The 25,568-nt window shown below is 75.8% G+C and carries 23 protein-coding genes; 13 read left to right on the top strand and 10 right to left on the bottom strand.

Annotated features, from left to right (window positions below; all coding sequences use genetic code 11):
• Nucleotides 1–114: 114 nt before the first annotated feature.
• From AB0N04_RS09740 to AB0N04_RS09730, 3 genes are all read left to right on the top strand, one after another.
• Nucleotides 115–501, top strand: a complete 387-nt coding sequence (locus tag AB0N04_RS09740; RefSeq protein WP_360206108.1) for a VOC family protein — start codon at nt 115–117, stop codon at nt 499–501.
• 445 nt (nt 502–946) lie between these two features.
• A complete protein-coding gene (locus AB0N04_RS09735; protein WP_360206110.1) occupies nt 947–1,906 on the top strand; it encodes a LysR family transcriptional regulator in 960 nt (319 codons plus the stop codon).
• A 111-nt stretch (nt 1,907–2,017) separates the two neighbouring features.
• Nucleotides 2,018–2,251: a hypothetical protein gene (locus AB0N04_RS09730; RefSeq protein ID WP_360206113.1), complete on the top strand. Its 234-nt coding sequence runs from the start codon at nt 2,018–2,020 to the stop codon at nt 2,249–2,251.
• A gap of 52 nt (nt 2,252–2,303) precedes the next feature.
• Here AB0N04_RS09730 and AB0N04_RS09725 read toward each other — a convergent pair whose 3' ends face one another.
• Nucleotides 2,304–5,093, bottom strand: a complete 2,790-nt coding sequence (locus AB0N04_RS09725) for a tetratricopeptide repeat protein (protein WP_360206115.1) — start codon at nt 5,091–5,093, stop codon at nt 2,304–2,306.
• Nucleotides 5,094–5,507: 414 nt separating this feature from the next.
• Between AB0N04_RS09725 and AB0N04_RS09720 the strand changes: the two genes are divergently transcribed.
• The 3 genes from AB0N04_RS09720 (at nt 5,508) to AB0N04_RS09710 (ending at nt 9,452) form a co-directional block, all read left to right on the top strand.
• Nucleotides 5,508–7,391, top strand: coding sequence for a serine/threonine-protein kinase (locus tag AB0N04_RS09720; RefSeq protein WP_360206117.1), 1,884 nt, complete (start codon nt 5,508–5,510; stop codon nt 7,389–7,391).
• A 79-nt stretch (nt 7,392–7,470) separates the two neighbouring features.
• The gene (locus tag AB0N04_RS09715) at nt 7,471–8,229 is read left to right on the top strand and encodes a hypothetical protein (RefSeq protein WP_360206120.1); all 759 of its coding nucleotides are present in this window, start codon (nt 7,471–7,473) and stop codon (nt 8,227–8,229) included.
• Between the two features lie 308 nt (nt 8,230–8,537).
• On the top strand, nt 8,538–9,452 hold the full coding sequence (locus tag AB0N04_RS09710) for a ribonuclease BN (protein WP_360206123.1): 915 nt from the start codon (nt 8,538–8,540) through the stop codon (nt 9,450–9,452).
• A 64-nt stretch (nt 9,453–9,516) separates the two neighbouring features.
• Here the strand turns inward: AB0N04_RS09710 and AB0N04_RS09705 are convergent, their stop codons facing one another.
• On the bottom strand, nt 9,517–10,236 hold the full coding sequence (locus AB0N04_RS09705) for a rhomboid-like protein (protein WP_360206125.1): 720 nt from the start codon (nt 10,234–10,236) through the stop codon (nt 9,517–9,519).
• Nucleotides 10,237–10,339: 103 nt separating this feature from the next.
• Nucleotides 10,340–12,415 carry a SpoIIE family protein phosphatase gene (locus AB0N04_RS09700; RefSeq protein ID WP_360206127.1) on the bottom strand — a complete coding sequence of 692 codons (2,076 nt, stop codon included), beginning with the start codon at nt 12,413–12,415 and terminating at the stop codon, nt 10,340–10,342.
• Between the two features lie 260 nt (nt 12,416–12,675).
• Between AB0N04_RS09700 and AB0N04_RS09695 the strand changes: the two genes are divergently transcribed.
• The 4 genes from AB0N04_RS09695 (at nt 12,676) to AB0N04_RS09680 (ending at nt 16,707) form a co-directional block, all read left to right on the top strand.
• Complete coding sequence (locus tag AB0N04_RS09695; protein WP_360206130.1) at nt 12,676–13,353, top strand: rhomboid-like protein; 678 nt, start codon at nt 12,676–12,678, stop codon at nt 13,351–13,353.
• Between the two features lie 64 nt (nt 13,354–13,417).
• Nucleotides 13,418–13,948 carry a hypothetical protein gene (locus AB0N04_RS09690; RefSeq protein ID WP_360206132.1) on the top strand — a complete coding sequence of 177 codons (531 nt, stop codon included), beginning with the start codon at nt 13,418–13,420 and terminating at the stop codon, nt 13,946–13,948.
• Nucleotides 13,949–14,268: 320 nt separating this feature from the next.
• Nucleotides 14,269–15,687, top strand: a complete 1,419-nt coding sequence (gene argG, locus AB0N04_RS09685) for an argininosuccinate synthase (protein WP_360206135.1) — start codon at nt 14,269–14,271, stop codon at nt 15,685–15,687.
• Between the two features lie 351 nt (nt 15,688–16,038).
• The gene (locus tag AB0N04_RS09680; protein ID WP_360206137.1) at nt 16,039–16,707 is read left to right on the top strand and encodes a GAP family protein; all 669 of its coding nucleotides are present in this window, start codon (nt 16,039–16,041) and stop codon (nt 16,705–16,707) included.
• 77 nt (nt 16,708–16,784) lie between these two features.
• Here AB0N04_RS09680 and AB0N04_RS09675 read toward each other — a convergent pair whose 3' ends face one another.
• From AB0N04_RS09675 to AB0N04_RS09665, 3 genes are all read right to left on the bottom strand, one after another.
• A complete protein-coding gene (locus AB0N04_RS09675) occupies nt 16,785–17,477 on the bottom strand; it encodes a hypothetical protein (protein ID WP_360206140.1) in 693 nt (230 codons plus the stop codon).
• Nucleotides 17,474–18,046, bottom strand: a complete 573-nt coding sequence (locus AB0N04_RS09670) for a sigma-70 family RNA polymerase sigma factor (RefSeq protein WP_360206143.1) — start codon at nt 18,044–18,046, stop codon at nt 17,474–17,476. The genes AB0N04_RS09675 and AB0N04_RS09670 overlap by 4 nt, the downstream gene beginning before the upstream one ends.
• Before the next feature lie 312 nt (nt 18,047–18,358).
• A complete protein-coding gene (locus tag AB0N04_RS09665; RefSeq protein WP_360206146.1) occupies nt 18,359–18,832 on the bottom strand; it encodes a MarR family transcriptional regulator in 474 nt (157 codons plus the stop codon).
• Nucleotides 18,833–18,948: 116 nt separating this feature from the next.
• Between AB0N04_RS09665 and AB0N04_RS09660 the strand changes: the two genes are divergently transcribed.
• Nucleotides 18,949–19,359, top strand: a complete 411-nt coding sequence (locus tag AB0N04_RS09660) for an organic hydroperoxide resistance protein (RefSeq protein ID WP_360206149.1) — start codon at nt 18,949–18,951, stop codon at nt 19,357–19,359.
• Nucleotides 19,360–19,568: 209 nt separating this feature from the next.
• Here AB0N04_RS09660 and AB0N04_RS09655 read toward each other — a convergent pair whose 3' ends face one another.
• On the bottom strand, nt 19,569–19,934 hold the full coding sequence (locus AB0N04_RS09655; protein ID WP_360206152.1) for an SHOCT domain-containing protein: 366 nt from the start codon (nt 19,932–19,934) through the stop codon (nt 19,569–19,571).
• 154 nt (nt 19,935–20,088) lie between these two features.
• Here AB0N04_RS09655 and AB0N04_RS09650 point away from each other — a divergent pair, with 154 nt between their 5' ends.
• Entirely contained in the window at nt 20,089–20,460 is a 372-nt protein-coding gene (locus AB0N04_RS09650; RefSeq protein ID WP_360206155.1) for a hypothetical protein, read from the top strand.
• 104 nt (nt 20,461–20,564) lie between these two features.
• On the opposite strand, the gene AB0N04_RS09645 is transcribed toward AB0N04_RS09650, so the two are convergent.
• Together AB0N04_RS09645 and AB0N04_RS09640 are read right to left on the bottom strand one after the other, a co-directional pair.
• Entirely contained in the window at nt 20,565–21,215 is a 651-nt protein-coding gene (locus AB0N04_RS09645; protein ID WP_360206157.1) for a beta-glucanase, read from the bottom strand.
• 133 nt (nt 21,216–21,348) lie between these two features.
• Nucleotides 21,349–21,981: a CBS domain-containing protein gene (locus AB0N04_RS09640; RefSeq protein WP_360206159.1), complete on the bottom strand. Its 633-nt coding sequence runs from the start codon at nt 21,979–21,981 to the stop codon at nt 21,349–21,351.
• Between the two features lie 360 nt (nt 21,982–22,341).
• Here AB0N04_RS09640 and AB0N04_RS09635 point away from each other — a divergent pair, with 360 nt between their 5' ends.
• The gene (locus tag AB0N04_RS09635) at nt 22,342–24,285 is read left to right on the top strand and encodes a hypothetical protein (RefSeq protein WP_360206162.1); all 1,944 of its coding nucleotides are present in this window, start codon (nt 22,342–22,344) and stop codon (nt 24,283–24,285) included.
• Here the strand turns inward: AB0N04_RS09635 and AB0N04_RS09630 are convergent.
• Nucleotides 24,269–25,468: an FAD-dependent monooxygenase gene (locus tag AB0N04_RS09630; protein ID WP_360206165.1), complete on the bottom strand. Its 1,200-nt coding sequence runs from the start codon at nt 25,466–25,468 to the stop codon at nt 24,269–24,271. The genes AB0N04_RS09635 and AB0N04_RS09630 overlap by 17 nt on opposite strands.
• Between the last annotated feature and the right edge of the window lie 100 nt (nt 25,469–25,568).

Genomic DNA, 25,568 nt, shown 5'->3' with positions numbered 1-25,568 from the left:
GGACCGGCCCGTGGAGGGCCCATGGAGGGCCCGTGGAGGGCCCGTGGAGGGCCCGTGGCCCACGTTTCCCCGAGCAGGCCGGCGCGGACGTACCTAGCCTGGTGGTAGGAGGCGATGGACATGCTTGGAGACGCACCCCTGATAGCCATCATCCCGGCCGCCGATCTGGCCCGCGCCAAGGCGTTCTACACCGACACCCTCGGTCTGAAGCTCACCGAGGAGAACCCGCACGAACTCGTCTTCCAGTGCGGCGGCACCGAGGTCGGCCTCTACGAGACGCCCAGCGCCGGGCAGGCCGCCCACACCCTCGCCAGCTTCAAGGTCGCCGACCTCGACGCCGAGATGGAAGCCCTCCGCAGCCGCGGCGTCACGTTCGAGGACTACGACTTCCCCGGTCTGAAGACCGTCAACGGCGTCGCCGACGACGACGGCATGCGCGCGGCCTGGTTCAAGGACAGCGAAGGAAACATCCTCTGCGTGAACGAACGCACCACCGGATAGCACCGCACCCGCCCGCCCGATTCGGCGGAGGCAGGAACGGCGCCGCACTGCACCGGGGCGGCGGCCGCTGAGGGAGGCTGCCGGGGCCGGCGCTCGACCGGCCCCGTGCTGGGCCGCGCCCGGCTCCGGGGGTGGACCCGGTCCTGAGTCCGGCGGGGTCAGCGGGCGGAGGAGACCGCGAAGGGGGTAAGGCCGTGGCGTCGCGGGGGGCGGGGGATCACGAGGCATGGCCCCGGCGGTGCGGGCCGTGGTGATGCCGCCGAGTTCCTCGACCTGTACGGGCTGCCAGCCGCGGTCGCCGAGCAGGCCGGTGACGGCTGCCAGCCGGCTTCGCCGTGCAGGCCGGTGACGGTCTGCTCGGCGTCGGTCGCCACCCGGGAGATACGCGGCCCCGGCCTCGATCGTTAACAACGAGTGCATGCCACGCACTTGTAGAGTTCCCTCCATGCAGCTGGATCTGAACCTGCTCACAGCACTGGACGCATTGCTGGAGGAAGGCAGCGTCGCCGGCGCCGCGGCACGCCTCCACGTCACCTCACCGGCGATGAGCCGCTCCCTGGGCCGCATCCGCAAGGCCACCGGTGACCAGATCCTGGTCCGCACCGGCCGCAGCATGGTGCCCACCACCCGCGCGCTGGCCATGCGCGCCCAGGTCCACGCCCTCGTCGAGCAGGCCCACCACCTCCTGTCGGCCCATCAGGAGCTCGACCTGGCAGCGCTGGACCGGGTGTTCACCGTGCGCTGGCACGACGCCCTGACCGCCGCCTGCGGCACCACCCTGACCACGGCCGTCCGCCGGCAGGCCCCCGGCATCCGGCTGCGCCTGTCCGCCGAGCCCGGGGCGGACGACGCCGAGTTGCGCCGGGGCGAGGTCGACCTCGAATCGAGCTCCCGCGCCCCGGAACTCCCCGACATCCGCCACCGCCTCGTCGGCAGCGATCGGTTGGTCGTCGCCGTCCGGCCGGGCCACCCCCTCACCGAAGGCCCGTCGGACCTGGAGCGCTACGCGGCCGCCGAACACCTCACCGTGTCGCGCCGCGGAAGCCTGCGCGACCCGATCGACGACGCGCTCACCACGCGCGCTCTCACACGACGCGTCGTCGCCGCCGGGCCCACCGCCGCCTTCGCCCTGCAACTCGCCCTCGAATCCGACCTGGTCGTCACCCTCCCCGACGCGGTCACCCGCACCGCCCGGGAACGGCTCGGCCTGGTCACGCTGCCGCTGCCACTCCCGCTGCCCGACGTCCCGCTGTACCTGCTGTGGCACCAGCGCTACGACGACGACCGCGCCCACGCCTGGCTGCGCGACCTCGCCGCCGAGACCGTCCGGGCCCTGTTCGCCCCGCCAACCGCTGCCGGAGCACCGCCCGTCCCGGAGCCGGCCGCGCCCGGGGCGGGCGGCTGACCTCGGACTCCCCGGCGGCTCCTCGAAGGCTTGCCCACGGCTCGGGGCGGTGGTTTGCTGCTCGTGTCAACTCCCGTCACCACGACGGGAAATGAACGGGGGAGGCAGCACATGCCGGAAGTGACCGGCGGGCTCGCGAAGATGGCCGTCACCAGCGCCGTCGTGGCGAGCGCCGCGTTCGGCTTCGCGACACCGTCACACGCCGCCGCGCCGCAGGCCCCGGTGTCCGCGGCCCACGCGGCCGACGCGACCCACCAGGCCGACAGGGCCCTCGGGGCCGACGGAGCCACCGACACCGCCGCGCCCGTGCACCCGGTGGTGGACAGGCAGAACCAGGGACACTAGCCGGAGGTGACGGGTGCCCCCCGGGCCCGCGACGGCGCGCCCGGGGGCATCATCAGCCTTCGCCTTCACTCCGCCTCGTGCTCGTGCCGGGCACGCCCGGCGCGCCCGGCACTCCGCCGCGGGCCCGCAGCGCGGCCCGGGCCGCCTCCGCGAGGCGGTAGGCACCGGGCAGGACCTCGTCCATCTCGGGCACCCGCGGCTCCACGTGCGGGCCGACGGCCTCGATGGCCACCGCCGCGTCCTCCGCGGCCTGGTCCGGGTCCTCGGCGAGGACGGCCTCGCCCCGGTGGACCCGCAGCAGGGCCACCGCGTGGCGTCCGATCAGCGTGTCGCGGTGCGTCGGGCCGAAGACGCGCTCCTGCTGGGGCCGCAGGGCCTCGGCGAGCTTCAGCGCACGGGCGACCTCTCCGTTCGTGGCATAGGCGTTGACCAGGTTGGCCGCGGAGACCAGGGTGTCCGGGTGGTCCCGCCCGAGGACCCGGGCCCGGGCCGGCAGGACCCGTTCGGAGAGCTCGACGGCCTCCCCGCGCCGCCCGGTCCGGCGGCAGGACACCGCGAGGTTCGCCAGCGCGGTGAGGGTGTCGGGGTGCTCCGGGCCCTGGATCCGGGTCAGATCGGCCGCGGCCTGCCGCTCCAGGACGATCGCCTCCTCGGCACGGCCGCTCCGGGCGTAGGAGACCCCGAGCTCGACCTTGGTGTTCAGGGTGTCGCGGTGGTCCGGGCCGAGCGCGCGGGTCCTGGCCGGCAGGACGGCCTCCAGGATCGCGATCGCCTCGGCGTACCGCCCTGACGCGTTGTACCCGACGGCCAGGTTCGCCCAGGCGCTGAGGGTCTCGGGATGCTCCTGGCCGCCTTCCGCGCGCCGGCCGTCGAGCTGCACGCGCTCGGCCACGACCCGTTCAGCGAGCGCGACGGCCTCCTCCGACCGGCCGGCGTCGTGGTAGGCGCGCACCAGGCTTCCCCGCGCCCGAACGGTGTCCTGGTGGAACGCTCCGCGGACCCGCTCGTGAGCCTCCAGCACGCGTTCCCTGAGCGCCAGCGCCTCGCTGTAGCGGCCGGCATCGCTGTAGGAGCCGGCGAGACCGGCCAGGACGGTCAGGGTCCCGGGGGCGTCGGCGCCGTGGCTGCGCTCCGTGGCGACCGCGACCTGCTTCTGCAGGGCGATGGCCTCGGCGGTGCGTCCGGCCTGCCGGTAGGCGGCGGCGAGGTTGGCCCGCGAGGCGAGCGTGCTGTCGTCGTCCGCGCCGAGTTCACGGGTGTCCCCCTCCACCTCCTCCTCCCAGTGGGCGATGGCAAGCTCGTGCAGGCCGGCGTGGAGCAGGCTCATCCCCGCCTTCGTCCGCAGGACGAACCCGGGGAAGAGCCGCAGCACCTCGCTGCCGACCGTGTCGCGCAGGATCGCGGTGTTGGCCCGGAGGCTGGCCGCGAGGCGGTGGTCGGTGTGGTCCTCCTCGGGCCAGAGGAGGTACATCGCGAACATCACCGCGGACTGGACGGGCGTCGGTTCCGGGGTGGTGTCCCTGGCCGCGCGGGCCGTCAGCGCGTGGACGGAGACCTCCCGGTGGGCGGGGACCACTCCCCGGTGGGGGAGGTCGACTCCGGCCGGGTAGCTGCTGAGCAGGTTGTAGCTGTGCAGGACGGCGAGGGCGGTGAGGGCGTCGTCGGCGCTGACCGGCGGAGGTTCGCCCGGTTCGGCGGGCTCCGCGCCCGGGACGCCGGTCGGCGACGGCCGACCGGAAACCGCGGCAGCGTCCGCGGCGGCGCGTTGCTCCGTGAGGTAGTCGGTCACCGATGCGGTGGTCCAGAGGTCCCTGGGGTGTCCGGCCGGGTCGAGCAGGGCCGCCAGCCGGATCGCCGGGACGGCGAGCCCCCGGGGCTCGGTCCGCTGGGCGGCCTCCAGGGAGATCAGCAGCGCGGCCGCGACGGGCCTGCCGTACAGCTCGGTGTCCGCCTCGGGCGGCAGCAGGGCCTCCAGGGTCCGGGTGCGCTCCCGGAAGAGTTCCAGGTAGACGGTGCAGGTCCGCTGCTGGTTGACCATGTAGGCGGCGGCGTGGGCGAGGGCGAGCGGCAGGCGTCCGAGCGCCTCGGCGAGTTCGCCGGCCTGCGGGTCGAGCAGGTAGGGGTAGCCGGCGGTGGTGAGGCGTTCGCGCAGGTAGGAGACGGCTTCGGCCGCGTCGTAGACGTCGACCGGGACGATCGCCCGACCGCCGCCGGAGGCGTGGGCACCGCGCTGGCGGGTGGTGGCGAGGACGCGGCCGTTGCCCCGGCGGGACCGCCCGGGCCACAGCGGTCCGGTGGCGGTGAAGTCGGTGACGTCGTCGAGGACCACCAGCCAGCTGCGCTCGGTGCTGCGGAGCCAGCTCAGGAAGCGCTGGGCGTCCTTCTCGACCCGGTCGGTGGCGTTGGTGGCACCGGGCAGCTGGACGGCGGCGGCCGCCTCGGCGTACGCGAGGAGGACGGTGACCGGGTCGGCGGCCGCCGCCCAGACCACCACCTCGACGCCGTCCTCGAGGGCCTGCCAGGCGTAGTGCGCGGCCAGTTGGCTCTTTCCGACCCCACCGCCGCCGGCGAGCACCTGGGAGAGCACCACGGTCTCGCTGCCGGCCCGCACCCGGTCGACCGCCTCGCGCACGGCGGTGCGCGGCTGGAAGGCGCTGGCCAGGATCGGGATGGCGCCGATCGAGACCGGCCACTCCGGCGGCGCCGGCGGAGGCAGGTGGACGGTGCCGCCCTGGACCACCGGGCCGTTGACCGTCGAGTTGGCGATCACGTTGACGACGTTCAGGCCCCCGCCCGCCTCCGCGTCGTCCCCCGACCGCGGCGGCGGCGTCACTTCGTTCATGATCTGATCCTCCGTCAATCATTCGACGGCGCACATCCTTGCGCGCGGGGCCGCCGCTCGGAAGCCGTTTGCCCGAACCACCCCGCGACCCGGCGGCCCCCAGTGCCCCCGGCGTCCCTCGCCGACGCCCCACCCCGGTGACGGTGCGTCAGGCCCGCCGGGAGCCCTCGTCGGGGCGCTGTCGCGCACGACGGGCGCGAGCCGCCTCCGCGCGCGACTCCCGAGTGCGCCGGTGCGTCCCAGATCCTCGAAAGGCCAGGTGGGGCGGCCTGCCTGCGGGAACGCGGAGGTGGTGCACGACCCACCCCCGGGCGGGGGTTCGGACGGCCTCCGGAGCGGGAACCCGGCCGTCCACGGCCGCGTCGATGGCAACGGCCGCAGCACGGGCGGCGGCCCGGAGCCGAGGGGGTCGGGATGCACGACGACGCGTCACAGGACACCGCACGGGACACCACCGGCTGGGAGCTGCCGGGGTACCGGCACCAGCGGGAGCTCGGGGCGGGGGCCGGCGGCCGGGTGGTGCTCGCCCTCCACGAGGCCACCGGCACACCCGTCGCGATCAAGTACCTGCACGACGGCCTGGGCGGCCCGGCGCTGCGCCGGGAGGCCGAGATGCTGGCCAGGGTCGACTCGCCGCACGTCACCCGGCTCTACGAGTACGTGGAGGGCGGGCCGTCCCCGGCGCTCGTGATGGAGCTGGTGGACGGCCTCTCGCTGCGCACCCTGCTGAAGGAGCTGGGGGCGACCACCCCGCAGGCGGCGCTCACCGTGCTCAAGGGCTCCCTGCTGGGCCTGGCCGCCGCCCACGAGGCCGGGCTGGTACACCGCGACTACAAGCCCGCCAACGTCCTGGTCGACCGTCAGGGGGCCTCCAAACTCGTCGACTTCGGCATCGCCGTGCCCGGCGGCGACGACCGCGACGTCTCCGGCACGCCCGCCTACCTGGCGCCCGAACAGTGGGAGGGCGCCCCCGCCGCGCCCGCCGCCGACGTGTACGCGGCCACCGTCACCTTCTTCGAGTGCCTGGTCGGCCACCGCCCGTTCACCGCCGAGGGCATCGGCGCGATCGGCGAGCAGCACAGGTTCGCGCCCGTCCCCGAGGAGCTGGTCCCCGAGCCGGTCCGGCCGCTGATCCGCGCCGGGCTCGCCAAACGACCCGCGGACCGGCCCGCGGGCGCGGCCGAGTTCGTCCGCCGGCTCGACGCGGTCGCGACGGCCGGGTACGGCGAACGGTGGGAGGAGCGCGGGCACGAGGACCTCGCGGCCCTGGTGGCCCTGCTCGCGGCGCTGCTGCCGTGGCCCGGGCCGAGCCCGGCCGCCGCCGGGACGACCGCCCTCGCCCGCACCGTGCTGACCGCGGGCACGGGCACGGCCACCGCGACGGCGGTGCGGCGGCCCGTACGGCGGCGGGCATCGCGAAGACCGGCCCGGCTGGGCATCGGGGCGGTGACGGGTGCCCTCGTCCTGGCGTCGATCGCCGGGATCGCCCTGGCCGGGGTCACCGACCGCAACGAGCGCACGGTCGCGGGCGATCCGATGCCGCTGGCGACCACCACGCTGTCCGCGGCCGGGGGCACCACCGGGGAGCCGTCCGGCCGCGCCGCTCCGCCCACCGTGGCCGCCGACCACGGCACGGCGTCGCCCTCACCGTCGCCCACCGCACCGCACTCGCCGTCGCCGTTCACATCCCCCTCGCACGGCTCCTCCGGCAGCAACGGCGGTACCGGAGGCGGCAACGGAGGCAACGGCGGTACCGGCGGTACCGGCGGCGGCAACGGAGGCACCGGCGGCAACACCGGCCGGCCGACCTCCGGACCGCCGCACCCGCCCACCACCCCGCCGACGACACCCCCGCACCCGCCGACCGTCCCCACCCCGCCCACGACACCGCCGACCACCCCACCGAGCACGCCGCCCACCACCCCGCCGACCAGCAAGCCCCCCACCACCAGCCCGCCGCCGGTCCGCGTCACCTCGCTGAACATCGACTCGATCGCCTGCGACGGCGGCTACGGCGTCCAGGCCAACGTCACCGTGGTCACCTCCGGGCCGCCCGGCGCCACCCTGGAGATCAACTGGATGCACAACTCCGCCCCGCGCGACCCGGCCTCGACGGTGGTGGCGAGCGACACGGTCAAACTGGCCGTCGGCCGCTCCACGGTGACGGTCCGCCACCAGTTCGGCACCGGGGACAACTGGCTGCAGTGGGGGCTGCAGGTGGCCACCGCACCCTTCTCCGAACGCGCCTCGACGACCTACCGGGAGCTGTACTCCCCGGGCTGCCACGAGCCCGGCTGATCCGCCCCGCCACCACCCGGGCCGGGCAACGGCCCGGCGGAGTCCCTGCCACCCGCCCCGTCAGAGCCTGGAGGACCCCGTGCCCCGTACCGGACCCGCTCCCGACGACGAACCGACCGAACGCCTCACCCCGGGCGGACCCGCGCCCGCCCACCCCACCCCGGCCACCGGCCGCCCGGGCCCCGTCGACCGGGCCGAGGAGGCTCCGGTCGCCACCGCCCTCGACCCCACCGCCTGGGCCACCCCACCCACCACCACCGCCACCGTGACCGCCACCTCCGAGGCCGGCCCCGGGCCGGCCCCCCGACCCGTCCCCCAGCCCGCCCCCGCGCCGACGGCCCCCGAGCTGCGCCGTTTCGGCCCCGGCGTCCCCCCGCGGGCCGCCGCGGCCTGGCGCGGTACCGCCGCGCCCGTCGATCCGCCCCGACGGCCCGCCCGGCGCCGGGCGGCCGGCTGGCTGGTCTGGGCGGCCGTGCTGCTCGCCCTGCTGGCCCTGCTCCTCAACCGCTGCCGCACCGACCCGCCGCTCACCGTCACCGGCGTCACCGTCGCCGCCGATCCGGCGGCCGGGCCGTCCTGCGGCGGGACGGCCGTCATCACCGCCACCGTCACCACCGACGGCCACCCGGGCACCATCCGCTACCACTGGCTGCGCAGCGACGGCACGACCTCCGGCGAGCTGTCCCAACCGGTCCGCTCCGGGGAGCGCCAGGTCGGCCTGGTGCTGCGCTGGACCTTCGACGGCCCCGGCAGCATGCGCGCCGACGCCGTCGTGGAGATCCTCGCCCCGCAGGCCCTCCGGGCCGACACCACCTTCACGTACTCCTGCACGCGCTGACCTCACCAGGCCGACCGGCGGCGGAGACACCGGCGCGGAGACACCGGCCCGGAGAGGTGGCGACGCGGACAGGTGAAAGGCCTGACAGGAGCGGGCAGTTGGCGACGACCGCACGGTCCCGAGACCTCGCCGCCGGCAGGCCTCACCTCCCCGCAGGCGCCGCGCACGCCGCACCACGGCCACCGCCTGGCGGGCGCCGGACGTCCGTCGAGGCCACCGCCGTCCCGAACGGGCTCCCCCGGTGGCGGAGCGTCCCGGCCTCGCCTTGACTGGTGCCGATCGTTGCCCGGCTGTGGGAGGACCGAGGGATGGTGTCGGCGAGGGAGGTGGCCGCCCGCTGGCAGGCGCGGCTGGTCCGGGCCCGCACCCGGTTCGAGCACGGACGGGCCGAGGCCGAACGGCGCTTCCCGGTGATCACCGAGCTGACGGCCCGCCTGCTCTCCCCCGGCCTGCTCGACGCCGCCACCCGGATGGCCTCCCAGGTCTTCCTGACCTCCGTCCCGCTGCTGTTCGCGGTGGCCGCGTTCGCCCCGGACGGGGTGCGGGACCAGCTGGTCTCGTCGGTCCGCTCGCTGTTCGGCATCTCGGGCTCCGCGGACCAGCAGCTCCACCAGTCGCTGTACGGCACCGGGGACCTCCGCGAGACCAGCGGGTACATCGGCCTGGTGATGGCCCTGCTGTCGGCCACCAGTTGCAGCAGGGCGGTGTCCCGGGTGTGCGAGCGGGCGTGGCGGCTGCCGAAGGCCGCCACCAGGGTCGCGGCGTGGCGGTGGGTGCTGTGGATCGTGGGCTGGGTGACCGTCCTGATGTTCCAGGGCCCGCTGCGCAGCGGCTTCGGCGCGGGCCTGTGGCTGGGCCTGCCGCTGACCTTCCTGGTGTCCCTGATCGTCTGGTGGTGGACCACCCACCTGTTGCTGAGCGGCCGGGTCCTGTGGCTCCCGCTGCTGCCCGGAGCCCTGCTGACGGCCACCGCGGTGACCACGATGGCGCTGAGCGCCCGGATCTACATGCCGGGCGCGCTGAACCGCGCGCTGAGCCAGTACGGCTCCCTGGGCCTGGTCCTGATGATCCTGTCGTGGCTGATCGCGATCTGCGTCGCCGTCACCTTCGCGATCACGGCGGGGGCGGTGCTCGCCCAGGAGCCGCCGCTGAACGCCTACCTGACCACGCCCGCCCCGGAGGAGCGGCATCCCGGTTCCCCGGAGGAACGGCATCTCCGCTGAGCCGCCCGACCACGCCGCTCGCGCCGCACCGAACCGCACCGCGCAGACGACGCCGCACGGCGCGTCACCCGGGGCTCCGCCACGGCAGCCGCCGCAGGAGCAGGCGGCCGGTGGCGACCGGGTCGAAGGAGCCCGGCCGCCCCCGGGTGATCGGGTAGCAGGCCAGGCCGATCAGCACCGCGCTGAAGTGGCCGACGCTGGTGTAGTCCCGGCTCTGCACCACCCCCAGGGCGTAGAACCCCAGCACGCCCGCGGCGTACAGGTACCGCCACGGCCGCACGATCAGGTAGGTGAGCACCGCGACGACCCCGGCGAGCGCGTAGCTGACGCCGTAGTCGAGGGTGTAGACGGCCCGTGGCGGCGCGAGGCCCCGGTGGATCGCCCAGCCGAGGACGCCCTCGCTGAGGTAGGTCGCGCCGACGTGCGCGGCCGCCGCGACCGAGATCCAGCGCAGGGTCCCGAGCCAGCGCTCGGCGGGCACGTGGAAGACGTTGTAGAGCAGGAAGTAGCTCAGCCAGCCCCCGCCCGCGATCCACAGCGCGCTGGTGATCAGCACGCGCACCGGCGAGGTCTGCAGGTGGTGCAGGTTGGTCGAGCGCCGTTCCAGGATCCGGTCCGCGGTCAGCGGGTCGACGTGGCGGATGACCTGGGTGGTGACGAGCAGGATCGCCAGCCAGACGTAGGTGCCCGGGGCGCGGCGTACGTAGGCCCAGGCGGCGTGCGCGAGGCGGGCCCACCAGGGGCGCCGGTGCAGCTCGCCCGCCCGGGTGGTGCTGCCGCTCATCGGTGCCTCCTCCACGGTCCGCGCGCGGTCCCCCCGGGCTTCACCCTCTCCCGGGGCGCGGCGCGGCGCGAGGGCGCGTTCGGCCCTCCGGGTGAGGGCTGGATCAGTCCTCGGGCAGCGCCAGTTCGGTCCAGACGGTCTTGCCGCGGGTGCCGTACCGGGTGCCCCAGCGCTCGCTGAGCTGGCGCACCAGGAACAGTCCGCGGCCGCCCTCGTCGGTGGCCCGGGCGTGCCGCAGGTGCGGTGAGGTGCTGCTGGAGTCGCTGACCTCGCAGATCAGCCGCCGGTCGCGGACCAGTCTCAGCCGCACCGGGCCCTCGCTGTACCGGATGGCGTTGGTGACCAGTTCGCTGACGATCAGCTCGGTCTCGAAGGCCGGCCCGGTCAGCTCCCAGGCGGCCAGCTGGTGGCGGACCAGCTCGCGGGCGGTGGCGACGACCGCCGGGTCGTGCGGCAGCGTCCAGCTCGCCGTCCGGTCGTCCGGCAGCCCCCGGGTGCGCGCCAGCAGCAGGACGGCGTCGTCCTCGGCCCGGTCGCTGGCGAGCGCGTAGGCCACGGCGTCGACGAGGTCCGGCAGGGGGCGGTCGGGCTGGGCGAGGATGCGGCGCAGGGCGGCGGGGGCGTTCTCGTCACCGGACACCAGGCCGTCGGTGTACAGGCCGACGACGGTGCCCTCGGCGAGTTCGATCGTGAGCGCCTCGTACGGGTCCTCCCGCTGCCCGGGCGGGGCACCGAGGGCGGCTCCGGGCGGCAGGTCGAGCCGGGAGACGGTGCCGTCGGGCGAGACCAGCAGCGGCTCGGGGTGCCCGGCCCGGGCGGCGGTGAGCTGCCGGGTGACGGGGTCGTAGACCGCGTACGTGCAGGTCGCGATGGCCGGGACGGTGGACCGGTCCGCCGGGTCCGGCCGGGCGGTGGTCCCGTCCAGTCGGGCGGCGGTCTCGTCGAGCCGGGCGAGCAGCTCGTCCGGCGGCAGGTCGAGCACGGCCAGGCTCCGGACGGCGGTGCGCAGCTGGCCCATCGCCGCGGCCGCCTCGAGGCCGTGGCCGAAGACGTCCCCGACGACCAGGGCGGCCCGGGCGCCGGAGAGCGGGATGACGTCGAACCAGTCCCCTCCCGCCGTGGCGGGCAGGTAGAGGTGGGCAGTCTCGACGGCGGAGAGCTCGGGGGTGCGGCTGGGCACCAGGTGGCGCTGCAGGGCGGTGGCGGTGGTCCGCTCGCGCAGGTAGCTGCAGGCGTTGTCGATGCTCAGGGCGCCGCGGGAGGCGACCTGCTCGGCGAGGTCGAGGTCGTCCCCGGTGAAGGCCTCCGGGCGTGCGGCGCGGTAGAGGGTGAGCACGCCCTGGACGGCGTCGGCGGTGGTGAGCGGCAGCGTCATCAGCGAGTGGACGCCCGCGGCGGCGAGCCGGTCGGCGCGTTCGGCGCCCAGGGCCGCCCGGGCACCGTCGTCGTCCAGCCGCGCCATCAGGCGCGCCTGGCCGTCCTCCAGGGCGCGGCTGAACGGGGTCGCGAACGGCAGCGTCTCCAGGGCGTCGCCGGCGAGGGACCAGCCGGGGCCGGCGGTGCGGACGGCCGCCCGGCGCAACGGGCGGTCGGCGGCCACCGGTCCGGGCCGGCGGCGCTCGCCGCGCAGCAGCTCGTCGAGCACGTGCACCACGGCGGCGTCGGCCAGCGCGGGCACCACGACCTCGGCGAGCTGCTCGGCGGTGGTGACGGCGTCCAGGGTGGTCCCGATCAGCCGGTGGGCCTCGTGCAGAACGTCGAGGCGGTCCCGGGCGGCCTCCCGTTCGGTGACGTCCTCCACGGCGACGGCCAGTCCGTGGCGGTCCGCGGCGAGGCCCTCCAGACGGAACACCGAGACCGAGACCGCCGCCTCGCGCTCCGGCGCGTCCGGCAGCCGGCCCCGCAGCGGGTAGCCGCGCAGCGGCCGCCCGGTGGCCAGCACCTCACGGGCGAGCGCGGCGAGTTCGGTGGTGCGGAAGCCCTCGACGAGCTCGTCCAGGCGCCGGCCGAGGACCTCCTCGACGGGGAGGCCGCGCAGTCCCCGCGCGGCGGTGTTGTAGCGCAGGACGCGCAGGTCCCCGTCGAGGACGTACAGGCCCAGGGGCGCCGAGGTGAACAGCGCCTCGAGCACGGCGGAGGTGAACCCGCCGTCCAGTCCGTCGCCGTCGGCGTCACGCATCCGGTCCGCCTCCCTTCACCGCCCTCCTCCCGACCCTCCGTGCTGCGGCCCGTACCTGCCAGGCCCGCTGCTGCAATCGGGGGACGGGGGCGCCCGCGGCCGCCCTGCCGGGGTCGGCGGCTGGCGTACGCTGGCGATCCGACCGCCGGGGCGGGCCGCCGGGGACCGGCCGGGCGCCAGCACCGGTCACCACCACCCGGGGCAGCACCGGGCAGCGCACAGCGGGGGCGACGGGCACGATGAGGCAGCACGGCGGAACGATGGCCCCCGCGGACCGGGGCGCCGGTACCGGCTCCGGACCCGACACCCGCCACCCGGCGCTGCGCGTGGCGGCCCGGCTGCGGCTGACCACCGCGTACGTGCTGCTGCTGACCGTGACGGCCTGGTGGCTGGCCGGTCAGGGCCACGCGGCGCGGGCCCGGTTCGTCCGGCACAACAGCAGCAACGTCCACCACATGGAAGTGGGCAAGTGGTGGACGATGTTCACCAGCGGCCTGGTGGTCGACGGGGTGCCGGCCTGGGCGGGCATCGCGGCGGTCGCGGTGGCGCTGGGGCTGGCGGAGTGGCGCTGGGGGCCGGCCCGGGCGGGCGCGGTCTTCGTCGCCGGTCACCTGGGGGCGACGCTGCTGACCGAGGGCGCGATGTGGGTGATGCTCACCGCCCGGATCCCGGGGGCGCTGTCCCGCGCCCGTGACGTGGGGATCAGCTACGGGCTGGTGGCGACGGTCGGCTGCCTGGTGGCGCTGGGCCCGGCACCGCTGCGCCGGTACGGCCCGCCGGTGCTCGCGGCGGCCCTGGCCGTGGCCTGGGCGCTGGACCAGCAACTGGCCGACGCCGGGCACCTGGTGGCCCTGGGGATCGGCGTGCTCGCGGCCCGGACGGCCTGGCTGCGCGCCCGGGTGCCGGCTCCTCGGACGTCCGTACCCGCCGCACGCTGAATCGGTCACCACGGGTCCTGTCCCGGCCCTTGCCCATCTCCGCACAGCGAGTAATGCTGATTACATGATTACAACCTCACCCGAAGAACTCCGGGGATGGTTCACCGGCCGCCTCCCCGCGGACCTCTACACCGAGATCGTCGAGATCACCGCCGACCGCGAGGAGATCACCGTCGTCGGCCGCATCCCCGAGCCGGACCTCGACGGCGCCGCGCCGGACGCCGAACGCGAGGCGGCCTTCGAGGGCCGGATCGCCGAGTTCCGCGACCGGACCAGGGACGCCCGGATCGGCGTCGCCCGCGAGGCCGAGCGCCGCTACGGCCGCAAGGTCTCCTGGGGCGCCGAGTGCGGCGACCTGCGGGGCATGTTCACCACCGTCTCCTCCCCCGTCATGACCCGGCTGCGCCAGCCCGAACGGCAGGTGCTCGACACGCTGGTGGAGGCGGGCGTCGCCCGCAGCCGCAGCGAGGCGCTCGCCTGGTGCGTCCGCCTGGTGCAGCGCCACTCCGACAGCTGGCTCACCGAACTGCGCGAGTCGCTGGAGCACGTCCGTCGCCTGCGCACCCAGGGCCCGGACGCCGACCCCACCCCCTGAGCCCGCCCCCCGACCTCGCTCCGACCACCCCGTTCCCGACCCCGACCGCCCGGTCCCCGCCCCACGACCGACCACCTCGACCCCGGAACCAGCCCGACCGGAAGCCGACGGCCGGCCCAACACGACTGCGAGAAGGCCGGATTGACACCGCCGGCCGCGGCGGGCGGCGGCGTCCCGAGCGACCGCCCCCGCCGTACGCGATCGTATTCTCTTGCGTTACTCTGCAAACCTATGCCAAAGTGCGGGGCATCGGATACGCCGAATCCCACTCACACGTCGCTAAGTCAGGAGCCCGCGCCGCGCGGGTCAAGGGTGCATTCATGTCGAAGGTCTTGAGCAAGCTGCCGGTCGGTGAACGGATCGGCATCGCATTCTCCGGTGGATTGGACACCTCCGTCGCGGTCGCGTGGATGCGCGAGCACGGCGCCGTCCCCTACGCCTACACGGCCGACATCGGCCAGTACGACGAGCCCAACCTCGCCGACGTGCCGGCCCGTGGCCGCGCCTACGGCGCCGAGCAGGCCCGCCTGGTGGACTGCCGGGCGGCCCTGGTCGAGGAGGGCCTCGCCGCGCTCGCCTGCGGCGCCTTCCACATCCGCTCCGCCGGGCAGACGTACTTCAACACCACCCCCCTCGGCCGCGCCGTGACCGGCACCCTGCTGGTCCGCGCGATGCAGGACGACGAGGTCTCCATCTGGGGTGACGGGTCCACCTACAAGGGCAACGACATCGAGCGGTTCTACCGCTACGGCCTGCTCGCCAACCCCAACCTGCGGATCTACAAGCCGTGGCTGGACCAGGCGTTCGTCGACCAGCTCGGCGGCCGCAAGGAGATGTCGGAGTGGCTCGCCGAGCGCGACCTCCCCTACCGGGACTCCGCGGAGAAGGCCTACTCCACCGACGCCAACATCTGGGGCGCCACCCACGAGGCCAAGCGGCTGGAGTACCTGGACGCCTCGCTGGAGATCGTCAGCCCGATCATGGGCGTGGCCTTCTGGGACCCGGCGGTCGAGATCCCGACCGAGGACGTCACCGTCGAGTTCGAGTTCGGCCGCCCGGTCCGGATCAACGGCCAGGAGTTCGCCGACGCCGTCGCCCTGGTCCACGAGGCCAACCGCATCGGCGGGCGCCACGGCCTCGGCATGTCGGACCAGATCGAGAACCGGATCATCGAGGCCAAGAGCCGCGGCATCTACGAGGCCCCGGGCATGGCGATGCTGCACATCGCCTACGAGCGGCTGCTCAACGCCATCCACAACGAGGACACCCTCGCCACGTACCACACCCAGGGCCGCCGCCTCGGCCGGCTGCTCTACGAGGGCCGCTGGTTCGACCCGCAGTCGCTGATGCTCCGGGACAGCATGCAGCGCTGGATCGGCCACCCGGTCACCGGCAGCGTCACGCTGCGGCTGCGGCGCGGCCAGGACTACTCGGTCATCGACACCCAGGGCTCCAACTTCAGCTACCACCCCGAGAAGCTGTCGATGGAGCGCAGCGTCGACGCCGCGTTCGTCCCGGACGACCGCATCGGCCAGCTGACCATGCGCAACCTGGACATCGCCGACTCGCGCAGCAAGCTGGAGCAGTACGCGGTGCACGGCCAGCTGGCGCCGTGGAGCGGCCTGATCGGCGAGCTGTCCCCGGGCGGGGCCGCACCGATCGCGGCCGGCAGCTCCGACGCTGACCCGGCGGAGTCCACCGCGCTGGACAACGCGGCGATCGAGTCGGGCAACGACTGATCGCCCGGGTCCCCCGCGTGACGAGTGACGAGTGACGAGTGACGCGCCCGAGGGCCGCCGCACCGGTGAGGTGCGGCGGCCCTCGGGCGTTCGGCGCGGGCGCCGCCCCGGCTGCGGGCCCGACCGCCTGGCCCACCGCGACGCCCCGGCTCGACCCCGACCCGGCCCGCCCCGACCGGCCCCGACCCGACCCGGCCCACCCCGCCCCGACCCGGCGACTCACCCGGACGGCGGCGGAGCCCGTGCACGGCGGCCCCGGCCGTAGCTGAATGGGCGGGACGCGCGTCGGGCGACGGAACGGAGCACCGGTGCCGACGGACCCGGTCGGGCGGCCCGGAGGCGGGAGTGGGGATGGGCGAGGCGGTCGGCGCGATGCTGGTGTCGGCGGTGGGCATCGCCATCAGTCCGCTCGCACTGGTCACCGTGGTCCTGATGCTCGCCACGCCGCGCGGGCGGGCCTGCGGCGCGGCCTTCACGGCCGGCTGGGTGGCCGGCCTGGCCGGGGTGGTGGCGGTGGTGGTGCTGGCGGGCGGCGGCACGGGCCCGGGCGGCGCCGCCCCGACCTGGTCGTCCTGGCTGCGGCTGGCGCTCGGCGCCCTGTTCGTGCTGCTGGCCGCGAAGCAGTGGCGCGACCGCCCGCGCGAGGGGCACGTCGCCGCGCCGCCGGAGTGGATGCGGGCGGTCGACCGCTTCACCCCGGGACGGTCCGCCGGACTGGGGGTCGTGCTGGTCGCGGCCAACCCGAAGAACCTGGTGCTGGCCGTCGGCGGGGCCGCCTCGATCGCGACCAGCGGCGCCGGCCCCGGGGGCGAGGCGGCGGCCGGCGCGCTGATGGTGCTGGTCGGCTCGCTGTGCACGCTGGTTCCGCTGGGGGTCGACCTGCTCGGCGGCTACCGCTCGGCCCGGGTGCTCGGCGAGTGGAAGGCCTGGATGGCCGCCCACAACACGGCGATCACGACCACGGTGCTGGCGGTGCTCGGGGCGAAGTACCTCGGCGACGCCCTCACCGCGCTCGCCTGAGGCCTCCCGTCCGCCTGCGCGCCCACCTGCGGGCCCGGGGCCGGGCGGGCGGCCCGCGGGCCCGCCGCCCACCCGCCTCAGCGGATCCGCACCACCCCCCGCCCGCGCACCGACCGCAGGCCGAGGCGCGGCCCGTCGTCCGCGCCGGGGCGCACGTCCAGCACGTCCCGCAGCGTCAGCAGGATCTCCCCGTCGTAGTCCTCCGCCAGCGTCCGCGCCAGCCGCGCCGCGCCGGCCGGACCGGCCTCAGGGGCGAGCGCGGGCAGCCGGCCCGGGGCGCTGAGGTCCTGGGCCTGGGCGGCCCAGCGGGCCGCGTCCCGGGCCTCGCCCTCGGCCGTGTAGTGCACGGCCAGGCAGTGCACGGCCAGCTGGTCGCCGTACTGGGCGGCGATCCGCCACCAGAAGACGCCGTCGGCGGCGCGGCCCATGCCGTAGAGCAGGCAGCCGAGGGTGCGGAAGGCGGTCTTCTCGGCCAGCTCCAGGTCCAGCGCCAGCTCCCCCGGTTCCGCCGCTCCCGCCACGGCGGCGCACAGGTGCCGCAGGTCCCGGCGGAGCTCGGCCCGCCCGCCGGCCCCCGGGGCGCGGTCGTGGGCGTGCGGCGGACGGGCGGCCGCGGGCGGGCGGGCCGGCCGCTCGCGCGCGGTCGGGGCGGGTCGGCGGGCGGCGGCCAGGCGCTCGGCCAGCCGGCGGGTGAACGCCGCCGGGTCGTGGTCGCGGAGCTCGCGCTCGAGCACGGCGGCGTCCGCGCGCAGCAGCTCGGCGACCTTCACTGCGCCGGCCCGTCGTCCGGGTGCTCCAGCAGGTACTCCAGGTGGCGCCGGCCGAGGCTGTAGTACGTGCGGGCGGTGGTGTGCGCGATGCCGAGGGCGTGGCCGATGTCGGGGTAGGACAGGCCGGACTGGCGCAGCCGGACGACGTCGGCCTGGACGGGGGCGGCGCGGGTGAGCTCCTCCATGGCCCAGTCCAGGGCGTCGAGTTCGGCGAGCCGCTCCAGTTCGTCCTGGCTGGTGTCGGGCCGGTGCTGGGCGATCACCCGCAGCCGTTTGCGTTCGGCCCGGCGGCGCTCGCGCAGCTGGTCGACCACCGCGTCCTTGACGACCTTGAAGGCGAAGGCGCGCGGGTCCGCGCTGGCGAGGGCGCGGCGCCAGTTCTTGTACAGCGTGGCGCCCGCGTTCTGGACGGCGTCCTGGGCGTCCTCGCGGTGGCGCAGGCGCTGCTGGGCGTACCGGAGGTAGCCGGGGTTCTCGCGGGTGAAGAAGGCCTCGAAGTCGGCCGGCAGGTCGTCGAGCGGGTCCGCCCGCAGGCCCCGCCTCTCGCCCGGCCCGGGGGTGTTCAGCACACACGCCCCCCTTCCGTGGGTCAGCTGGCCGGCCCACCGGGTGGCACGCCGACGGCCCCTTGGGGGCTCGTGGTGTAACCGTCCGGGGGATGCGGGTTGTCGACCGGATCGGGCGGACAATTGGCGACCGTTTCCGGTCACTTCCGAACACCACCGCTGACCTGCCGGTTCGCCGCCGGGGCACGCCGCACCGCGCGGGCCACGTGACCCACGTCACACCTGACGGGCCGCCGACTTGACAGCCTCACGGCACCGGCCACCCCACCCGGCCCCCCGACGCGGGGCCCGACCCCCGGGGCACAGGCCCCGCCCCTACGGCACGGGCTCCACCGCCGAGGAGTCCAGCGCGACGGTCACCCGCTCCAGCAGCACCCGCAGTGCGGCCAGGTCCTGGACGGGCAGCCCGGTCGCGGTGAGCAGCCGGCGCGGCACCTGCCCGGCGCGCTCGCGCAGCGCGGCGCCCTCCGCGGTCAGGGCGACGGTGACGGAGCGCTCGTCCTGCGGGCTGCGCTCGCGCCGGACCAACCCGGCCGCCTCCAGCCGCTTCAGCAGCGGGGAGAGCGTGCCGGAGTCGAGCCGCAGGCGCTCGCCTATCCGCTTGACGGGCAGCTCGCCGTCCTCCCAGAGCACGAGCATGACGAGGTACTGGGGGTAGGTGAGCCCGAGGTCCTTGAGGAGCACCCGGTAGACGCCGCCGAAGGCGCGGGAGGCCGCGTTCAGCGAGAAGCAGATCTGCTGGTCGAGGCGGAGCAGTTCCTCGTCCGCCATGCCGGGGAGCGTGGTCATGCCCCCATCGTACCGATCGCATCCGCGCGATTGAGTTGTGCGCAATTGAATTGCGTGCTCTACTTGATGGCGAAGGGCGGCCCCGCGGCCGCCACAGGAGACGAAGGGAACGGACCATGGACGCGCTCTACACCGCAGCCGCCACCGCCAACGGCCGGGAGGGCCGCGCCGTCAGCTCCGACGGGCAGCTGGACCTCGCGCTCGCGATGCCGGCCGCGCTCGGCGGCAACGGCCAGGGCACCAACCCCGAGCAGCTCTTCGCGGCCGGCTACGCGGCCTGTTTCGCGAGCGCGCTGGGCCTGGTCGGGCGCCAGTCGCGGGTCGACACCAGCGAGGTCTCGGTGACCGCCGAGGTGTCCATCGGCAAGGACGGCGCCGGCTTCGGCCTGGCCGTCGTGCTGCGGGTCGAGCTGCCCGAGGCGCTCGCGGGCGAGACCGGCGAGCTGCTGGTCAAGCAGGCCCACGAGGTCTGCCCCTACTCCCGCGCCACCCGCGGCAACATCCCGGTCGAGCTCGTCGTCGAGTAGTCGCCGCGCCCGGCCCGGGCCGCGCCCGGCGGCCGACTCCCGCCGGACCAGCCCCCGCCCGGGCCGTGCCGGGCCGCACACGGACCTCCGCGACCGACCGCCGAAGGTCCGCTCCCCTGACGGCCGACGGTGCCGCGCGGACCGCGCACGGGCCCGCCGCACACCCCGGTGCGGCGGGCCCTCCCCTGCCCCCGGGTCACCGGCCCGGGTCAACCACCGCCCGGCCCGTCCGCCGAGCGGAGCGTGTCGAGTCTGTGCCGGTACTCCTCCGCGTCGATCTCGCCGCGCGCGAACCGTTCCGCGAGCACCTGCTCGGGCGTCGGGCCCGCCGCCGACCCGTGGGCCCCGCCCCAACCCGGACCCGCCCGGCCGGCACCCGGCGCCGCGGGACCCGCACCCGCGGCCGGCGCCCCGTACGGGACCGGCCGCCGCGAGCGGGTGATGTACCGGAACAGGGCGATGGCGGCGAGCACCAGGACCACCAGGACCACCAGCGAGCCGATCACCGCGATCGCGATGCCCCAGCCGCCCAGCCCGTGGCCGTGGCCGTACCCGTTCGTGTGCCAGTGCCTCATCAGGACCTCCTCCTCCGGCCCCGCCGCGGGGCCCGTCGAGGCGATGAGCGCCTTACCACCATCGTGCGCCCGCGACCGGCCGAAGCGTCGTGAGGAAAGTCTGAGAAAACGTTCCGGCGCCCGGTGCGCCGCCACCGGGGTAGCGTTGCCGCCCATGAACCACCACCCGCCGGCCGACCGCCGCTCACCCGAGCAGCTCGTCGCGGCCGGGGTGCTCCGGCGCCACGGGGACCCGTACCCCCACCCGGCCCTCGGGCACTCCCCGGTGGCCTACGTGTCCACCGCGCTCTGGGACGAGCTCACCGCGCTCGCCATCGCGCCGGACGCGGCCGAGGCCACCGCCACGGCCCTGCTGCACGCGCTCGCCGAACGCGCCGTGGACGCCGCGCTGTCACCCGGCAACGAGCGCGCCCCGCGCGACGACCTGTACGTGACGCACCCCGCCCACATCGGCCCGCAGCGCCGGACGGTCTGGTTCCAGCGCTCCGGACCGCGCGGCCCGATCACCGCCGGGTTCGCCCCCTGAGACCTGCCGACTCCCCTCGGCCCCGTCCGCTCGGCCACGCCCCCTCAGCGCCCGACCCCTCAGCGCCCGACCCCTCAGTGCTGGACCTCTCAGTGCTGGACCTCTCAGCGCTCGACCCGCAGACTGTGACACACCCAGCTCAGCCGGTCCGGCCCGCCCAGCGGCGGCCGGTCGTGGTACGTCCCGTCCGCGACCGACAGGTTCACGATCAGGTACGCGTGCCAGCCCGGGCCGACCCCGTGCAGGTCCGCGTAGACCAGCTGGCCGTCGACGTACCAGTCCACCGAGTTGGCGCCGAGCACGACCCGCAGGTCGAAGGTGGCGCCCGGCGCGATCCCGGCGCCGGCGCCGTGCCAGTAGCGGAAGCCGCCCCGGACGTGGTTGGAGATCTCCAGCAGGTCCGGGTTGTCGGGGTGGTACTCGAAGAGGTCGACCTCGTTGCCGCCGTCCCGCCAGGTCCAGATCGCCGGCCAGGCGCCCAGCTGGAGGGGCAGCGTGACCCGGGCCGACACGACGTCTCCGGTGTGCACCTGGAAGCCGTCCGGGCTGCCCTCGGTGGTGAGCAGACTGCAGGTCCACAGCCCGCCGGTCAGTCGCCGGACGGCCGTGAACACGCCGCCCGGGCAGTAGGCGCGGCCGAGGTAGTCGAGTTTGTGGTCGCTCCGGTTGGTCGGCCCCATCCGGGGATAGGCGCTGCTGCGCCCCGCGATCCACTGCCTGGTCGAAGTGAAGTCTGCGTCGAACACGACTGCCACGGCCGCCTCCCCTGGGCTCCGGCGCCCCGGGGGTCCGAACCGCCGGGCACACAGAGTGAGTTACCCGATACGCTCCGCAGTATGCGAACCGGATCGCCCCGGTCCGTGCCGGGCAGCTCGAACGATCGGCGGATCAGCCCACCGGTGCGGCCGCTCCCCCGGCCTCCAGCCGGTCGGTGACCGACACCACGCCGTCCACCGAGCGGCACAGGTTGAGCACGATCGGCACCAGGTGCTGCTCCGGCACCGTCCCGCTGAGCACCACCCGCCCCTGGTCGACCTCGACGCCTACCTCCGCCGGGCTCACCCCCTCGACCCGGCCGAGCACCTCCTCCACGATCTCCCGCCGGATCACCCGGTCCTCGCGCAGGAACACCCGCAGCAGGTCCCCGCGGCTCACCATGCCGATCACCCGCCCCTCCTCGTCCAGCACCGGCAGCCGCTTCAGCCCGTGCCGGCTCATCAGCCGGGCCGCCGCCACCACGCTGGTGCCGGGGGTGGTGCAGACCGGCTGCCCGGTCATCAGGTCCGCGGCGGTGACGGCCCCGCCCGGCCCCGGAGGCGGCGCCGCCTCCGGGGCCGGCAGCAGGGCGCCCGGATCCTCCTGCGCGGCCAGGGTGCGCAGCAGGTCCGCCTCGGACACCACGCCGAGCGGCCGCCCCTCGGCGTCCACCACCGGCACCCCGGTGATGTCGTAGTCGGTCAACAGCGCCACGATCTCCCGGAAGCCGGTCTCGGGCGCGACCCGGACCACGGGGCTGGTCATCACTGATTCGACGGTGGCATGCCGCACGCCGGTTCACCTCGTCCACGACGCTACTCCGCCCGGGCACGGATCGTCCCGGCCGTACCGGCAGCATCGCTCCCGGCCGCGCGGACCGCCAGGGGCCAAGGGGCTGAACGGGAGGGACCAAGGCCCCCGCTGGCCGAACACCCCTCCGACATCCGCTCGCACGTTCCCGGCGACACCCGGGCGCGGCCGCACCCCCGACCCCGCACCCCCTCGCCCCCGCCGCCGCAGCAGCGGGCCCGCGGGCGGCCGGCGACCCCGGACGGCGCAACCATCACATGATCGACTCGTTGGACCGTCCACCACGACAGCACCGACGACTCCGGGGAGGGCCCGTTGGCAGAACGGACGGTGGACTCGGCGGCGCCCGCCCGGGGTACCGCCGCGCGCCCTGTGGCCCGGGCCGAGGCCGCCCTGGTGCGCCACTACCGCAGGCTGGTCCGGCTCGCGTACCTCGCGCTGCCCGCGGACCGCGACCGGCACAGCCGCGTCCTCGCCGCCCACACGGCCGTCCAGCGCGCCCTGCCGTCCCGCTGGTCCCGCCCGGTCGACCCGGCGCCGGCCGACGAGGACCCGGTCTACGCCGCACTGCGGCTGCGGGTGCTGCGCGACGCGCTGCGCCCCCGTCCCGCCCGCCGGCTGCTGGCACCCCGGGTCTGGGGCCTGCGGCTGTTCACCCCGCACGGCGGCGAACAGGACGCCGCACTGGACCACGCGCTCGCGGCGCTCGACGCACCCGCCCGGGCCGCGTTCGCGCTGCGCGCCGTGGAGGGGCTGACCGGCGCGGAGGCCGCGGAAGTGCTGCGGCACGCCGGGGTCGAGCAGCCCGAGCAGGCCCTCCACGCGGCAGCCGGCGTCGGCTCGGAGGCGGAGCCGGACCCGTCCGCCCCGGAGCCGGGCGCCTTCGACCCGTCCGCGTTCGACACGAGGAGCTTCGACCCGTCCGCGTTCGACCCGTCCGCGTTCGACCCGTGCGCCGTCCGGGTCCAGCCCACCGACCTGCTGCGCCGCCGCCGGGCGCTGACCGCCGTGCTGCTGGTCGGCGCGCTCGGCCTCACCACCACGGCCGCCGTGCTCACAGGCACCGGCCCCGCCGCCTCCACCACCCGGCCGGCGCCCGCCCCGCCCGCCGGCGCCACGGCCGATCCGGCGCACCTGGTCCGGGTGCCCGCGGACCTGTGGCAGCACACCGCCCGGGTCGACTTCACCGCCTGGCCGGCCCGCGGCGACCGCCGCGAGGACGCCGCGCTGCTCGGCCGCGCGCTGACCGCCTGGGAGCGTCCCGGCCCGCAGACCCGCGCCGAACCGGGCGCGGACACCGCGCCGCCGGTCACCGCGCCACGGCTGCTCTACGCCGGGACGGTGGACGGCGCCGCCGTCGTCCTGCTGTACGACGGGCAGCGGCTGGCCCGCTACACCGACGGACGCGGCGGCGGCCTCGACCTCGCCCGGGCCGACGACTCGGACGTCACGACGGCCGGCGCGGTGGTGCTGCGCCGCCAGGGCACCTCCGTGCGCTACCTGCTGGCCCCCTGGGTGGAGGCCGCCGAGACCCGCCGGATCGACCAGCCCGACACCCCCGCCCGCCCGTTGGAGCACCCCGACGGCCTCACCCCGGCGGCGCCGGGCGGCGTGCTGACGGACTGCCGGGGCGCCACCGTGCTCCAACTGCACTCCTCCCCCGTCATCGCGGAGAAGCACGCCTTCCTGCTGGCCGACCTCGGCGGGCTCGTCCCCGCCCACCTCAGCTACACGCCGCCCCCGGACCGCAACCAGCCGGCGCGCGAGCCGCGCGAGGCCACCGGCCCGGACGCGCTGCAGGCCTGGGCCCGGGCGGGCTGCGCGGCTCCGGACGGCACTCCCGGCGTCAAGCAGCTCAACCTGTGGGCCTTCGCGGTGCAGCCGCTGCCGCAGAACGCGGGCTCGGCGTCCTGGGTCTGCCTGCGCGCCGACCGCTGGACCGGCGAGGGCAGCGCCGCCACCGCCGTCCTGCTGCCCGCCGCCCGGGGGCCGCAGCGCACCGGCGGCGGCCCGGGCCGGGCGTGCAGCCGGTTCGAGCAGGACACCGTGGGCTGGGCCTGGTGGCGTTCCCCGCAGGGCAGCGAGTTCCTGCTGGCGGCGGGCAGCCGGCGGGTCGCCCGGCTCGCCGTCAAGGGCCCGGACTGGTCCGCCGACCGGCCCGCTCCGGACCACACCCTGGCCGTGGAGCGCCCGGTCCGGGCGAACGTCCAGGTGGAGGGGGTGCTGGACGGCGGCACCCGGATCAGCCCGCAGCACTGACCCGGACGGACGGCTCGCGCCCGTAGTCGGGCAGCTCGACGCTGGACACCTCCTGACCCAGCTGCAGCATCCGGTCCAGGATCCAGCGCCGGTTCAGCAGGCCGTTGCGCACCCGCAGGCCGGCGGCGGTGCGCGGCGCCAGGAACGGGCCGGTGCGGTCACCGCCCTTCTGGCAGCCCCGGGCGTAGTCGCGCAGCAGCGCCTCGTACCGGCCGAAGGCGGTGCGGTGGTCGCCGCCGGAGCGGGCCAGTTCGCCGGCCAGCACGTACGCGGCCACCACGGCGGTACCGGTGCCCATGCCACCGATGGTGGCTCCGCAGGCGGCGTCGCCGAGCAGCGCGATCCGGCCGGTGGACCAGCTGGGGACGTCGGCGCGGCTGATCGAGTCGAAGTACAGCTCGGGGGTGTCCCGCAGGCTGTCCAGCAGGCGGGGCACCTCCCAGCCGAGGCCCGCGAAGGCCCGGTGGACCAGGGCCTTCTGCTGGTCCTGGTCGTGCCGGTGGTAGCTCAGCTCGGGCGAGGCGAAGAGGCAGAAGGCGCCCGCCCTGGTCGGGTCGCGGTGGTCGCCGCCGAGCGCGGCCAGCCGGCCGGGGACGTTGAGGCCGAGGGAGCCGGGCGGCAGGCCGAGGTCGTTGGGCAGCTGCCAGGTCGCCGCGTAGTAGCCGAGGTGGCGGACGAAGCGCTGCTCGGGGCCGAAGGCGAGCCGGCGGACGGTGGAGTGCAGCCCGTCGGCACCGATCACCAGGTCGAACTCCCGCGGCGCGCCGTGCCGGAAGGCGACCCGCACCCCGCGAGGGGTCTCCTCCAGGGCCGTGATCGTGTCGCCGAAGACGTACTCGGCGCGGTTCCGGCTGTGCCGGTGGAGCAGCTGGGCGAGCTCGCCGCGCGGGATCTCCAGTTCGCCGCCCGCGAACTCGGCCGGCAGGTGCAGGAGTCGTCGCCCGTCGGGGCCGAGGAAGGTCATCGGGGAGCCTCCGGTGTCGAGTGCGCGCAGTTCGTCGAGGACGCCCATCCGCTCCAGCACGGTCAGGTGGGTCCGGCCGCGGAAGTCGACGTTCTGGCCGCCGCCGCGCAGCGCGGGGGCGATCTCGACGACGGTGACCTCGAATCCGTACCGGCCCAGCCAGTGCGCCAGGGCGGGGCCGGCGATGCTCGCACCCGAGATCAGGACCTTGGTGCTCATGGGAGTGCTCCGTTCGATAGGGACGAAGAACTGTGTCCACCGGACACTGTTTGCTTGCTGTGTACGGTAGACACAGTTCAAGCCGAGGGCAACCCCCGGA

The sequence above is a fragment of the Kitasatospora sp. NPDC051702 genome (assembly GCF_040681575.1).
Taxonomy (GTDB): Bacteria; Actinomycetota; Actinomycetes; order Streptomycetales; family Streptomycetaceae; genus Kitasatospora.
The sequence above is the reverse complement of the archived record's forward strand: the minus strand, read 5'-3'. Positions and strand labels throughout refer to the sequence as shown.